The 13078-nt window shown below is 45.1% G+C and carries 15 protein-coding genes; 10 read left to right on the top strand and 5 right to left on the bottom strand.

Annotation, left to right across the window (positions count from 1 at the left end):
• Window positions 1-87 precede the first annotated feature (87 nt).
• Entirely contained in the window at window positions 88-864 is a 777-nt protein-coding gene (locus C0Q44_RS23520; RefSeq protein ID WP_105409639.1) for a DUF817 domain-containing protein, read from the bottom strand.
• Window positions 865-1114: 250 nt separating this feature from the next.
• Between C0Q44_RS23520 and C0Q44_RS23525 the strand changes: the two genes are divergently transcribed.
• From C0Q44_RS23525 to C0Q44_RS23555, 7 genes are all read left to right on the top strand, one after another.
• On the top strand, window positions 1115-1459 hold the full coding sequence (locus tag C0Q44_RS23525) for a YojF family protein (RefSeq protein ID WP_105409640.1): 345 nt from the start codon (window positions 1115-1117) through the stop codon (window positions 1457-1459).
• A 23-nt stretch (window positions 1460-1482) separates the two neighbouring features.
• Window positions 1483-2157, top strand: coding sequence for a bacillithiol biosynthesis deacetylase BshB2 (gene bshB2, locus C0Q44_RS23530; RefSeq protein ID WP_105409749.1), 675 nt, complete (start codon window positions 1483-1485; stop codon window positions 2155-2157).
• A 216-nt stretch (window positions 2158-2373) separates the two neighbouring features.
• Window positions 2374-3876 carry a right-handed parallel beta-helix repeat-containing protein gene (locus C0Q44_RS23535; RefSeq protein WP_258166517.1) on the top strand — a complete coding sequence of 501 codons (1503 nt, stop codon included), beginning with the start codon at window positions 2374-2376 and terminating at the stop codon, window positions 3874-3876.
• The gene (locus C0Q44_RS23540; protein ID WP_258166518.1) at window positions 3833-4354 is read left to right on the top strand and encodes a nitrous oxide reductase accessory protein NosL; all 522 of its coding nucleotides are present in this window, start codon (window positions 3833-3835) and stop codon (window positions 4352-4354) included. The genes C0Q44_RS23535 and C0Q44_RS23540 overlap by 44 nt, the downstream gene beginning before the upstream one ends.
• 28 nt (window positions 4355-4382) lie before the next feature.
• The gene (locus C0Q44_RS23545) at window positions 4383-5204 is read left to right on the top strand and encodes an ABC transporter permease (protein WP_105409642.1); all 822 of its coding nucleotides are present in this window, start codon (window positions 4383-4385) and stop codon (window positions 5202-5204) included.
• Window positions 5197-5910: a heme ABC exporter ATP-binding protein CcmA gene (gene ccmA, locus C0Q44_RS23550; RefSeq protein WP_105409643.1), complete on the top strand. Its 714-nt coding sequence runs from the start codon at window positions 5197-5199 to the stop codon at window positions 5908-5910. Before C0Q44_RS23545 ends, ccmA begins: the two co-directional genes overlap by 8 nt.
• A gap of 41 nt (window positions 5911-5951) precedes the next feature.
• Window positions 5952-6464 (top strand): TlpA family protein disulfide reductase, encoded by a 513-nt coding sequence (locus C0Q44_RS23555; RefSeq protein ID WP_258166519.1) that lies wholly within the window; start codon window positions 5952-5954, stop codon window positions 6462-6464.
• A 149-nt stretch (window positions 6465-6613) separates the two neighbouring features.
• Here the strand turns inward: C0Q44_RS23555 and metE are convergent, their stop codons facing one another.
• The gene (metE, locus tag C0Q44_RS23560) at window positions 6614-8908 is read right to left on the bottom strand and encodes a 5-methyltetrahydropteroyltriglutamate--homocysteine S-methyltransferase (RefSeq protein WP_105409644.1); all 2295 of its coding nucleotides are present in this window, start codon (window positions 8906-8908) and stop codon (window positions 6614-6616) included.
• A gap of 156 nt (window positions 8909-9064) precedes the next feature.
• On the opposite strand from metE, the gene C0Q44_RS23565 reads away from it, so the two are divergent.
• Complete coding sequence (locus tag C0Q44_RS23565; RefSeq protein ID WP_181151146.1) at window positions 9065-9733, top strand: hypothetical protein; 669 nt, start codon at window positions 9065-9067, stop codon at window positions 9731-9733.
• Between the two features lie 17 nt (window positions 9734-9750).
• Here the strand turns inward: C0Q44_RS23565 and C0Q44_RS23570 are convergent, their stop codons facing one another.
• On the bottom strand, window positions 9751-10413 hold the full coding sequence (locus tag C0Q44_RS23570) for an MBL fold metallo-hydrolase (RefSeq protein ID WP_105409646.1): 663 nt from the start codon (window positions 10411-10413) through the stop codon (window positions 9751-9753).
• 266 nt (window positions 10414-10679) lie between these two features.
• Between C0Q44_RS23570 and C0Q44_RS23575 the strand changes: the two genes are divergently transcribed.
• On the top strand, window positions 10680-11150 hold the full coding sequence (locus C0Q44_RS23575) for a GNAT family N-acetyltransferase (protein ID WP_181151147.1): 471 nt from the start codon (window positions 10680-10682) through the stop codon (window positions 11148-11150).
• 155 nt (window positions 11151-11305) lie between these two features.
• Here the strand turns inward: C0Q44_RS23575 and C0Q44_RS23580 are convergent, their stop codons facing one another.
• The gene (locus C0Q44_RS23580) at window positions 11306-11644 is read right to left on the bottom strand and encodes a winged helix-turn-helix transcriptional regulator (protein WP_105409752.1); all 339 of its coding nucleotides are present in this window, start codon (window positions 11642-11644) and stop codon (window positions 11306-11308) included.
• Between the two features lie 230 nt (window positions 11645-11874).
• Between C0Q44_RS23580 and C0Q44_RS30385 the strand changes: the two genes are divergently transcribed.
• Window positions 11875-12039 (top strand): hypothetical protein, encoded by a 165-nt coding sequence (locus C0Q44_RS30385; protein WP_181151157.1) that lies wholly within the window; start codon window positions 11875-11877, stop codon window positions 12037-12039.
• A gap of 125 nt (window positions 12040-12164) precedes the next feature.
• Here the strand turns inward: C0Q44_RS30385 and C0Q44_RS23585 are convergent, their stop codons facing one another.
• Window positions 12165-12977 carry an undecaprenyl-diphosphate phosphatase gene (locus C0Q44_RS23585; protein WP_105409648.1) on the bottom strand — a complete coding sequence of 271 codons (813 nt, stop codon included), beginning with the start codon at window positions 12975-12977 and terminating at the stop codon, window positions 12165-12167.
• Window positions 12978-13078: the final 101 nt, after the last annotated feature.

Below are 13078 nucleotides of genomic sequence, written 5' to 3' on the forward strand. Positions count from 1 at the left end.
TTCCAAAGATATCGGATGGTTACATTTCACAAAGTAAACCCTGCTTGATATCCAATCATACAACGGGGATTCAGATGTTTAGCTCAACTACGGCCCACCGGTGGTTCGATTGGCTTTCACATACTTGAGCTGGGCAACGATGATGACGCTTATAATCACGAGCAGGAACCACGAACTGATCTTGCTAAAACTAACCAGTTGCCAAGCGTCGTGCTGGTCAGGATATTTCCAGCCATTAAAGAATGTGGCAATATTCTCAGCAGTCCAGATGAAAAATCCAACAATGAGAAAAGCGAGCGATAATGGCATTCGGTAGGTCTTTGTTCGTACCCGGTAGATAATCCATGTTTTCCAGAAGACAATGAATACAAGTGCCGTCAGCCACCAGCGAAAATCGGGAATATAATGATGGGTGAAAAAGTTGAGATAGATGGCTGCTCCAAGCAGGGCGGAAGGTACGAATCCAGGCCATCCGGTCATGTCCATCCGTAGTCTTCGCCATATCTGACACATAAAACTGGCTACACTTGCATACATAAATCCACTATATAGAGGTACACCGAGGATTTTGGTAATTGCCGGTTCAGGATATGACCAGGAGCCCATCCATACTTTATAGATCTCCAGCACCAGACCAATGATGTGAAATACACAGATGACCTTGATTTCATCCCGGGTTTCCAAGCCGCTCCGATACATCAGATACTGCACAACAAGCAATACGAGCAGAATGGCATCATACCGATGAAGGAAAGGGACATGAACTACACTGGATAGGGCCAATGTTCCAAAGATAGCTACAGGAAATATGCAGCTCATGGCCTGATGATATCCAAAATGTAAAAGTTGTATTAGTGCTTTCAAATCGAGATGATCTCCTTTCCCGAAAATGCTGTTCACGATCCGATGTGTATGCCTACATTTATAATATAGATATGATTCATTCTTTAAAATAGAAAAAAACACCGAGAGATTTTCCTGTTTTATAAATCTACACCGTAGCTTCTATAAAGAAGTCTCCATAGAAGGCGACTCGGTCACTCCATGTATATTCTCTCGTGGTTATGTTAAAATGAAATTCGTACAATTACATTAGACAAGGAGGCCGCCACGCATGCAGCCGATACAACCACAAGATATTCAACTCCGGATCGATCAACTTGCTGATCAGGACATATACGTACACCTTGAGCTTACTTCAGGAGCGTATGCACATCACTATGACAGTTCGAAGCATCCGGCATCGGCATTCATTTCCAATGCGGCCATACGATATACGCAGGGGTCCATTTCCGGTACGGGTCCATACCGGGTTGGTCTGAAAACCACCCAAGGATGGATATATGCCGAAGGACTTACACATATGGATGAGCTGGAAAAAGAAAGACTAATCCTGGCTGGTCACGACAGCCAAGGCAAACTGGTTGTGGCGTTACAACTAAGCCGGGAGATGTTCTAATGAAAGCGGAGGATCAAATAACCATGAAACCTACACATAACGAGCATGAGCGCATATTGGTGGTGTACCCTCATCCTGATGATGAAGCTTTCTCTGTATCCGGAACTTTAGCTAAGTACATAGAAGGTGGTGCCCGCGTAACCTATGCTTGTCTGACACTGGGCGAGATGGGACGCAACATGGGGATTCCTCCTTTTGCTAACCGCGTCACGTTGCCTGTGATTCGCAAACAAGAACTGATTGAAGCTTCCGAAGCGATTGGAATTCAAGATTTAAGAATGCTCGGTTTCCATGATAAAATGATCGAGTTCGAAGACCCGCAGCTGCTCGACGATAGCATCATGGCACTGCTCAAGGAATTGAACCCATCGCTGGTCATTACCTTCTATCCGGGATTCAGTGTTCATCCCGATCATGATGCTACGGGAGAAGCCGTCATTCGCACGATTAGTCGTCTTCCTGTGGGAGAGCGTCCACTGGTTCATTGTGTTGCATTTGCTCATAACCAGGAACAGTTTATTGGTAAAGCGGATGTGATTGTTGATGTGACCGGATTTTTGAAACAAAAAATGGCATCCATACGTGCCCATCGTTCACAATTTCAGGCAGCGGAGCTTGTCGGAGATCGAGAATTGAATCAGGAAGAAATCCAGGCTCGTTTCGGCAGAGAAACATTCTGGACCTATCCATTTGAATAACATGATTACGTAGAAGTCGCCAATTTGGCGGCTTTTTTTTGTTCACATCACAATATGGACACATCAATGAGCCATCTATAGCCTAACTGAGCTATATGGAAAAAAACGCTTTTTATGTACACTATGATCAGGATTGTGAACGCTTTATTAATTTGCTTTGCTGTTCAGTGGAGATGAACACCGAGGATATATTCTGTGTGGAAAGGAGGGAATGCTGTGCATAGCACAATGCCGCAACAACAACAATCTGCACTAAGGAGCCAGCAGTGGGCGAGAAGATTATGCATGAGAAGTTTGGTTCTGGGCGTGATTTTGCTGACAGCTATAATGACGGTTCTATTATCATTCCGGCATGATACGGCCTTAGCCACCTCGGGACACCGTGATCTCATCCCGCTTCAGCCTATGATTGACCGTTCTGCTCCTGGAGCCGTCATTGTACTTGAATCAGGCCGTTATTCAGGTCCTGTAACGATTGACAAGAATATCACCATTCAGGGTGATTCGACGGTCGCCATATTCAATACGGAAGAAGCAACATCCACCATAACCATTCGTTCGGATGGGGTGAAGTTGAGTGGATTTACGATTGAACACGAAGCGAATGAACCAACCGCAGCGATTCAGGTGGAAGGGAAGAACAGTGAGATTACGGATCTGCATATTCTGACCCAGGGATTTGGGATGATTATTCGCAATTCCAGTCATGCGACGATTCAGAGGAACGCAATTACTTGGGCTGGCTCTGATTCTGCTTCCAGTAGCCAGAAGGGGAATGGGATTGATCTGTACAACTCGCATGATAGCTACATTGAAGCCAATGAGATCAACGGCATGAGGGATGGAATCTATCTGGAGAATAGTCGCAAGTCTACTGTGAAGAATAACAGGCTGTACCATACAAGGTATGGCATTCACTGTATGTACATTGACGGTTCATCTGTTCTGGACAATACCGGAGAGGAGAATATGACAGGCGCCATGATCATGGGTGTCAAGAATACGATTATATCGGGAAACTCCTTTCGCAAACAAAGTTCGAATGTTCATTCACAAGGGATTTTGTTGTATGACGTACATCAATCCTCTATTCACACCAATGTGGTGGAGGGGAATCGTGTCGGCATGAACATCGCGGAATCCTCGGGAAATGAGATCCGTGGCAATGCGGTGCTTCGGAATTTCATTGGAATTCAGCTGGTTCTGGCAGAAGGTAACGAGTTTATACGTAATCAATTGGTGTCCAATGTTATTGAAGCTTCGGCAATCGATAGCGCGGATAATATCTTGACGGAGAATTACTGGGATTCCTTTCAAGGACTTGACCTCAATCGGGATGGAGTCAGTGAAATATCCTATGCAATTAATCCTTTTTATGAGCAACTGGTAAGTCGAAACTCTGCGTATCAGATCTTTTTTCAATCACCCGGTATGGTCTTTCTGAGTGACTTGTATACAGAAGGACGAGAACAATGGACGACCGATAAGTCGCCACAAATGAGCATGGATATGGAGTCCGACCTGCAATCCGACCTGAAATGGTCAGCGGAAAGGGCTACACATTCGAATGTGGTGTGGGTGATCGGACTAATTCTGCTGGGCATGGCAACTTTAATAATCATCTATATGGGGTATTACGAAAATGAACAAAAGATGGACAATGATCATGGTACTTATGATGGGAATGGTACTGTTAACCGCTTGTGGACCCAAATATGAAGCATTGCCGATTAATGAAGATGTGGATATCTGTGCGATCTGTAAAATGCAGGTGAAAGATGATGCTTATGCAACACAGCTCACAACGAAAGACGGCCAAAATTACAAGTTCGATGACATCGGCTGCATGAACCAGTGGAAAACAGAAAATGGCATAGACAACATCGGCATGGACTATGTTCGTGATTATAATGACAAAGAATGGATTGAATACAGCAAAGCCACGTATGTATATGATGCTTCATTGCGGACACCGATGGCTTATGGAATTCTCAACTTCAAGGACAAGCCTTCAGCTGAAGCATTCGTTGCAGAGCAAGGTGTCGGAATCATTATGACGGCCGAGGATCTCGCCTCGCATGATTGGAAACAGAATACAGAGAATATGGACATGATGGGTGAACACGGGCATGGTGAAGAAGGCATGAGTGAAGGAACACACCAGGAAGGTGAAAAGAAAGAAGAGTCAGGCCACTAGGGATGACAATAGAAAATGGTGATCAATGATGGCAGATATGATACAGATTGCAAGGCGTGAAGTGAAAATGGGATTTCGCAATCCCTGGGCGTATTCGTTTCTGATTCTTTTTTGCACATTTAGCTTGAGCTTGCTGCTCCTGAATTCACAGAATCCGGTTCAAGGGTATTCGGGCACAACAGGTTCCATGTTGAATCTTATTCTCTACCTGTTGCCATTAATGACGCTGTTCCTCGGTTCCTTCTCGTTAACTTCCGAAAAGGAAGATGGCAGCTGGCAATTACTGTCCACCTATCCAGTCGGCACGATGTCCTTTATTGTTGGGAAGTATGTCGGGCTGTCGATCGTCTTGATAACCATTGTGACGTTTGGATATGGCTTGATGGGGGTTATTAGCGGGCTCATTGGAAGTGCAATGGATGTCATGACCTATCTTCTCTTTCTGGCATTCTCCTGTGGACTGGTGTTGTTATTCCTGACCCTTGCTTTGTTTATCGGTTCGTTATCAGGAAATCGCTGGCAGGCATTAACGATCTCCGTGACGGTATGGTTTTTCGCGGTCATTGGATGGCCTACGCTACTACTCTCTGTGCTGGGAATGATGCCCTATCTGTGGGTTAAGCCGCTGCTTATTTTGCTAACCTTCATTAATCCCGCAGAACTGGTACGTTTGTTTGTTGTGATCAAGCTAGGCGGTGGCTCCATACTGGGACCGGAATATTATCAGTGGGTGGAATGGGTACAGCAACCGAGTGGAAGTTGGATCTTCATCACAATCTGTCTGCTCTGGATTAGCTGTTCTGTCCTGGCTGTATACTGGATCTGGGAGAGGGGGCGTTCTCATGGATAAGGTGGAAGTTGAAGTGATTGGATTGGGCAAATCCATCAAAAAGCAACCGATTGTAGAGGATATCTCCTTTCACCTGACTTCAGGCCAAGTGCTCGCTCTCTGTGGAGGGAATGGAGCAGGGAAGAGTACTGTGCTGCGTATGATCGCTGGAATTCTTCGGCCTACCTCCGGTGATGTCATTGTGAACAACGTTCGTTGGTTGAAGGAGCGCAAGCGATATTCGGAACAGATCGGATATATGCCGGATGACTATCAATTTAGTCAGGGCTTGAGCGCAGAGGAAGCACTTCTGTTCTGGGCTTCACTGAGGAAAGTTCCGAAGAAGCGAGTACAGGAAGTGCTGACCATGGTAGGGTTAGAGGGTCATAAGAACAAGCGAGTCACGACGTTCTCCAAAGGCATGCGTCAACGTGTGTTATTTGCCCAGGCTATACTGGCCAAACCTCCGCTTCTGATCATGGATGAGCCAACCAATGGATTGGACCCATTTTGGATGCAGGAATTGGCTCAGTTGCTCAAGGACATCAAGCAGCAAGGCCATATGGTCATCTTCTCCACCCACCAACTGGAGATTGCAGACGATATTGCGGATCAGGTTATATTCATGAACCATGGACGTAATGTTGGGGAGGGTTCTACCCATGACATTCGGAGGGAATTCGGCTCGCTCCATGCGGCGTTTCATCAAAGTCTTGGATTAAAGTGAAGGTGAGTGTATTGCAGAAGAAGATGTTTAACAGTAGAAGAGTGCTTACAATCCTGATTGGCGTGGCTGCTTTGCTCACAGGTGCATGGGCCATTTACCAAAATGTCTCACCATCCGAACCCCAGGGGAGCAACGCTATTGAAGCAGGTGCAGAAGCCCCTGAGTTCACAGCGGTTAATTCAGCAGGAGAAGAAGTCAGATTGTCCGATTATCGCGGGAAAGCTGTCATGATTAACTTTTGGGCTTCGTGGTGTACGCCCTGTGTAAGGGAGATGCCGTTGGTTCATCAGATCGCTGAGGCTCATCAGGACGATGTGGTCACGCTGTTTGTGAATGTAGGGGAGTCGAAGGGAACAATTCGAGAATTTATGGACAAACAACAGTTTGATTTTCCAGTTATCATTGATGTGACAGGTAAGATATCCAGCCTGTATCGTATTACGGGATTACCGGCAACGATGGTCATGGATAGAGAAGGGGAGTTTCGTCACATATTGCTTGGTGAACTGACCGAAGATATACCGTTACAGCAATGGCTGGAAGAGAGTATCTAATCGCAAGAGTTGGAATGATATTAAAAGGGGTAAGAACATCCATGTCCCACGTGAACTGAATGTATCATCACAATAGGAAAGCCGGGCACCCATTAAACATAGGGGTGCCCGGCTTTGTATTATTGCGAATATCACTGCTTCGTAGTCGATTACAACACAGCAGCTGTAGCATGGTTTGCGCGAGCGATTCGGGTTGCATCAACCATGTTGCGCAAGGAAGCCACCGTTTCTTCAAGTCCGCGGGTTTTCAGTCCGCAGTCCGGATTGATCCAGAATAACTCTGGATCGAGAACACGCAAGGCGCGCTCAATCATGCTGCTCATTTCCTCTACGCTTGGAACTCGTGGGCTATGGATATCATATACGCCGAGTCCGATCCCCAGCTTGTAAGTGTTGAGCTCGAAGCTGTGAATCAGTTCGCCGTGACTACGGGATGTCTCGATGGAGATCACATCCGCATCCATGGCTTCAATGGAATCAATCATGTCATGGAATTCGCAATAGCACATATGTGTGTGAATTTGGGTCGTTTCTTGTACCGTGCATGTGGAGATACGGAATGCTTTGACTGCCCATGCCAGATAATCGGCTTGTTCATTTTCTTTCAGTGGAAGCCCTTCGCGAACTGCCGGTTCATCCACTTGGATCATGCCAATACCAGCCTGTTCAAGTGCTTCTACTTCCTGTCTCAGCGCATACGCCAATTGATAGGCAATCTGCTCACGGGCAATGTCTTCGCGAACGAATGACCAGTTCATGATGGTAATGGGGCCGGTCAACATACCTTTGACAGGACGTTGTGTCTGCGATTGAGCATATTTCGTTTCTTCGACTGTCATTTCACCGATAAAGGCAACATCTCCAAAGATAATAGGAGGTTTCACGCAGCGTGAACCATACGATTGTACCCAGCCATATTGTGTGAAGGCAAAACCGTCTAGCTTCTCGCCAAAGAATTCGACCATGTCTGTACGTTCAAACTCACCGTGCACCAGCACGTCAATGCCAATCTCTTCCTGAATCTTGATCCAGATATCAATTTGCTCCCGGATGAAAGCCTCATATTGTTCGTTGTTTAGCTCGCCTTTGCGCCATAACTGACGTGCCTTTCTGACTTCTGCTGATTGCGGAAAGCTGCCGATCGTTGTTGTGGGGAAAAGCGGCAGTTGCCATTTGTCCTGTTGGGCTACATGACGCTCGGCAAAAGGTTGTGAGCGATTCGGTTCTTGCACACTGATGGAAGCCACGGCTTCCTGCACCGCAGTACGATTACGATCTTCGGAATGCTGGAGCGCCTGAAGCTTACGCTCTGCTTCGTTTATCTGAGCCGTAATCTCTGCATTAGGTGACGTTAAGCCTTTCGTCAAAAGAACAATTTCATCCAGCTTCTCATCGGCAAATGCAAGCGCATTTTTCAGTTCAACTGAAAGTTTAGCTTCACGTTCTGTCGTAACTGGCACATGCAGCAAGCTGCATGACGATTGTACAATCAGACGTTCAGGTGTAACGAGTTCAGCGAGCGTATGAAGCAATTTCAGTTTTGCCTGAAGGGAAGCCTTCCAGATTCCACGTCCATCAATAACACCTGCACCCAACACCTTATCTTCGGGGAAACCGGATGTTTCAATGGATTGGAGGTTCCCAGCGAGGCCATGTACGAAATCAAGCCCAATCCCTTGAACCGGTAATGAAACAACGGTCTCGTAGTTCTCGACAGATTCAAAGTAAGTCTGCAACATGATGTTCAAGCCTGGAACAGCAGTTGCTAATGTGCTATATATTTTATTCAGCCGCTGTACATCAGCGTCGTTCAATTTGGTTACCAGAATAGGCTCGTCTACCTGTACCCACTGAACACCTTCATCCGCAAGCTCCTGTAATACCTGAGTATAGAGTGGAAGTAAGCGATCCAACCAAGCGTCCGTTTCGGATTGATCATATCCTTTGGAGAGCTTCAGGAAGGTCAGTGGTCCAACGATGACCGGTTTACCTTCAATGCCGAGCTTTTCTTTGGCTTCGCGATAGGCGATCAGTGGTTTATTCTCCGTCAGGGCCGGGGAAACATCATTAAGTTCAGGTACAATATAGTGATAGTTGGTGTTAAACCATTTGGTCATTTCACTTGCTGCAGCATCTTTCGTACCACGCGCAATTCCATAATATACAGACAGCGGTACGGAACCGCCATTATAGGCAAATCGTTTAGGAATAATACCAAACATTACAGCTGTATCCAGAATATGATCGTAATAACTGAAGTCATTGACCGGAATAAGATCGATGCCTTTTGCTTGTTGCTTGCGCAAATGATCTAACCTAATTTCTTGCAAACGGGCATGGAACTCTTTTTCTTCCAGCTTGCCTGCCCAGAATGCTTCCAAAGCTTTTTTCCATTCCCGATCAGCACCGATACGCGGATATCCCAATGCACTACTTTTTGTCATTAACAAAAACCCCTCTGCAATGTGTTAATAACAATTTACCACAATAACACGGCTATAATGTAATTCCCTTATATTATATCTAGTTATAGCCTTGGGCTATATCAGAGTGGGTATGAAGTATAGAATATATTTGAAATAGACACCCCTAATGTTACAATGGATAACTATGTTCATATGAATGATGGAGAGGAAGGCGACACTGTGAATCTGTATCATATTCTAACCACCGTGTACGGAATCAACAGAGTAACATCATTCCTGGAGGACAACTTTATCGGTATCGCCTGGTCAGGTCTAGGAGATCTGGAGCATACGCCCCCGGAGCAATGGAAGGAACAATTGGTTCAACACTATAGCTTGAGTGAGACGGAACTGACAAGCGCACTTGCGACACTACATATGTTTGCTATCCTTATGCAGGATGGGGATTATGTATTAATAAGCGATGATGAGTGGACGTATGTTGGGGATATCGGGGATTATTATTATGACGATTCCTCTGGCACGGAAGACGACTTGATCTGCCACCGCCGCGGAGTCACATGGTTGGGACGTATTCCACTCGCAGAATTGAATGATAAAGTGCAGGTACTGCGGAACGATTCATCGATTCTCGCGAAGTTTGAGCATCCCATTTCAGAAGCTCAGCTGGATCGCGGACTTGCGGTCAGCGTAGCATCCGAAGCAAACAACGTTCACACAACAAAAGTAGACGAAGCCACGGTCCAAGCAGCTCTTCATGTGCTGAAAGAAGCGTTACATAGCGAGGAAGAAGAACTGCGGGTTCGTGCGGCTTCAGCCATTTTGCAGTATGCCAAACTATAACTTTTGGTTAACTTTTATCATTCCTGACTAAGTCTTAGGATCTGTTCATTAACATTCACATGACTTAGTCCTCCGTGGTAACAAACTACAGATGCAATGTCGAGGTCTACAAACTTGTTCAATGAGAGACGAGCCGTCTCCATATCTGGTGTGGTAGGGGCATGAATGCCTCCAAGTAGGCCGTCTACACTGTACATTGAATCTCCGGCGATGAGTATCTTGCTCTGCTCTAAATAAAGACTGATATGACCTGGCGTATGGCCAGGTGTATGAATAACGCGAATTCCGCCACAAAACGGCAGTTCTTGACCATCCATTACGATGTAATCTACCTTTCCCTTCGGAGGGTTTGTAATATGACTGTCTTTGAGGAGAGGGAGCTGCCCCTCTATATATGGCTTATCCAGTCCATGTGCATATATGCTGACATGATTCCCACACGCCTGCAAAATCTCAGGAAGACATCCTATATGATCTATATCCTGATGTGTCAAAATGACAGCTTGCAGTCGGTCTATAGGTACGCCTATCTCGTCCAGTGCGATGCGTAAATCTTCAAATTGCCCCGGGAAACCGGTGTCTATTAACACAGACATTTCTTCATCCCACATCAGAATAGGGTGAATCACATTCCCATGAAAATGGAGATGAAGCATCTCGATTCCTTTGGAAATTTCCATTGTACCAGACCTCCATATGATAATAAGTATAAGTGCGATTGCTCAAAGGATTTCTTATTGTAAACGAACGAAGTCTGTAAAAAGATACGTTAGCCTATTTTCATGATAAAGAGTTGATGGTTAGGCGAGGAACTAAACGTGATCTCTGGCGGCATTGACTTATAGAAATATTCAATGGGTGAGGGAATTGACGATTGCGTATGGGAATGATAATTTATATACATCAAGAAAACCAATAAGTCCAATAAGATAAAGGGGTTATGAGGATGACACATATCGTGCATGCGGCAGCAGAAGATATACGAAGCGAGGATTCGCTGCAATTGATCAAGGAACTGAGCGATGAACTCGGTCTGTTGTATGGCGGAGATGGAACAGCTGGGTTTCAACTGTCAGACGTTGAGGTGCCACGGGCGGCCTTTATAGTTGCCAGAATCGACGGGTATCCGGTCGGTTGCGGAGCGCTCAGACCCCTTGATGAAACATCGGTAGAGGTTAAACGCATGTATACACGTGGTGGCTACCGTCGAAAGGGAATTGCACTAGCCATTCTGGCTGAAGCGGAACGACTTGCGAACGAACTGGGTTACACCAACCTGAAACTGCAAACAGGTCCTTTGCAGCCGGAAGCAGCCGCGCTGTATGAGCGTGTGGGTTATTATCGAATCCCCATTTTCAGTGGCAACTGGGAAAAGGTCCTTGCATACCAGAAAGACTTGGTACACGAAGTCGTTTAATACAAGGAAGTACAGCTTCAGTTTATAGCACGGGAACAAGAGCAGAAGACCAACACAAAGAAGGTCGCCAACCGGGCGACTTTCTTTGTGTTAATGTGCAATTTAATGCAAAGTTATGGACCATTGCCTTGATTCCTGATCGGAATGAAAATGGGTTACTCTTGGTATTGGGTGCCCCATTCACATAGTCCTTCCAGAACGGGTAATAGCGTTTCGGCTTTTGCTGACAGTCTGTACTCGACCTTAGGAGGAACTTGAGGGTATTCTTTTCGTTCCACCATGCCATCCGCTTCCAATTCCTTCAGCTGGGAACTTAACGTTCTATACGTGATTGCACCAATTTGTCTTTTCAATTCATTGAAGCGGACGGGCTGGTTTTCGGCAAGAAGATATATAATCACCATTTTCCATTTGCCACCAATAACGGACAACGTATATCCAAAAGGCGTATCTTGAATATTCTTAACTTTACCTTGATATTCAGCCATACTCATCATTTACACTATCCTTCCGGGTAGTACCTATCATTAAAGACCATACTATTTATTTGTTTGGGCTCAGTTTATACTAACCTTACTTTGATGTAAAGGAGAGCGTCTAATATATCAAGATACTGATATATTAGATCATAATACAGGAAGATCACGGTTGAAAATATCAATATCATTATATAGATCGTTGCATGAAAAATAGAAATTAAACAATATAAGGAGAATACACCCAGATGGTCACGTTATTGCTAATTATTATCTATCTCGCATTTATCGGACTTGGATTGCCGGATGCCTTACTTGGCAGTGCTTGGTCCATTATGAAACACGATATCCATGGTACCGCTGATTCTTCTTGTTCTGTTCGTTGTGATGTTTGTGGCTACAGAGCTGGTTAATAGAAGGAGCATGGATACAGGTCTTACAAGTCTAGTCTAGCCTTAACTAATCATAGATATGGCTCTGCAACTACACAACAAAAGGAACAACCATCGCTGGTTGTTCCTTTTGTCATACGAATTATTTATAAAAAGATCAGTAACAACGTACCTGCGGCAAAACAGTAATACGAAAAGTATTTCAGATTGCCTTTAGCCATAATGCCCATGAACCATCTCATCGAGAAGTAGGTGACGAAAAGGGTAGTGATGAATGCGATCAGATAAGGAATCGCGAGTTGAGCACGGTTTGGATCATGCGCGATATCGGATGCGCCCATAATAAGTCCACCAATGCTTATGGGAATATATAGCATAAAGGAGAACTTCAAAGCCGTTTCCTGTTTCATGCCGACAGCTATTGAGGCAATAACAGTTGCCCCTGAACGGCTTATACCTGGAATAAGAGCTACCGCTTGAGCTAAACCAACCAGCATTGCATCTTTGGCAGACAGGTCTCCATCTTGCTTGCGGCCCCTAAGATTACGAATAAGCCATAAGGCAACCCCGGTGATCAATAATGCGATCGAAACGGTGTAAACAGACGAGAAAATCTCCTCAATCCGATCCTTGAAGAGGACCGCCACGACAGCAGCGGGAATCGTACCAATTATTATGTACAAGCAAAACATAAAGTCTGCTTTATATTCTTCTTTACGAGTACGAAGGTAATGTAGTGCACCAACAATCAATTTTTTGATATCTTCCCGGAAAATAAAAACAATCGCGATCAGGGATGCCGTGTTCGTTAGAATCTCAAATGACAATCCATTCTGCTTGATGCCCATCAGCCTCTGAGCGATAATCAGATGTCCACTTGAGGAGACGGGAATGGGCTCCGTCGCACCTTGAACAATACCTAGAAACAAATATTTTAACCACAATATAATCTCTTCCATGTTGTCCTCCTTGAATCGTTTCATTGGCTTTCCAATGAATTCTCTTTGTATGAAGTGTTTGGTCTACTCTATTGATGATAGCTGTTTAAGTTGGTGACTTG

The sequence above is a fragment of the Paenibacillus sp. PCH8 genome (assembly GCF_002968835.1).
Classification (GTDB): Bacteria; Bacillota; Bacilli; order Paenibacillales; family Paenibacillaceae; genus Paenibacillus.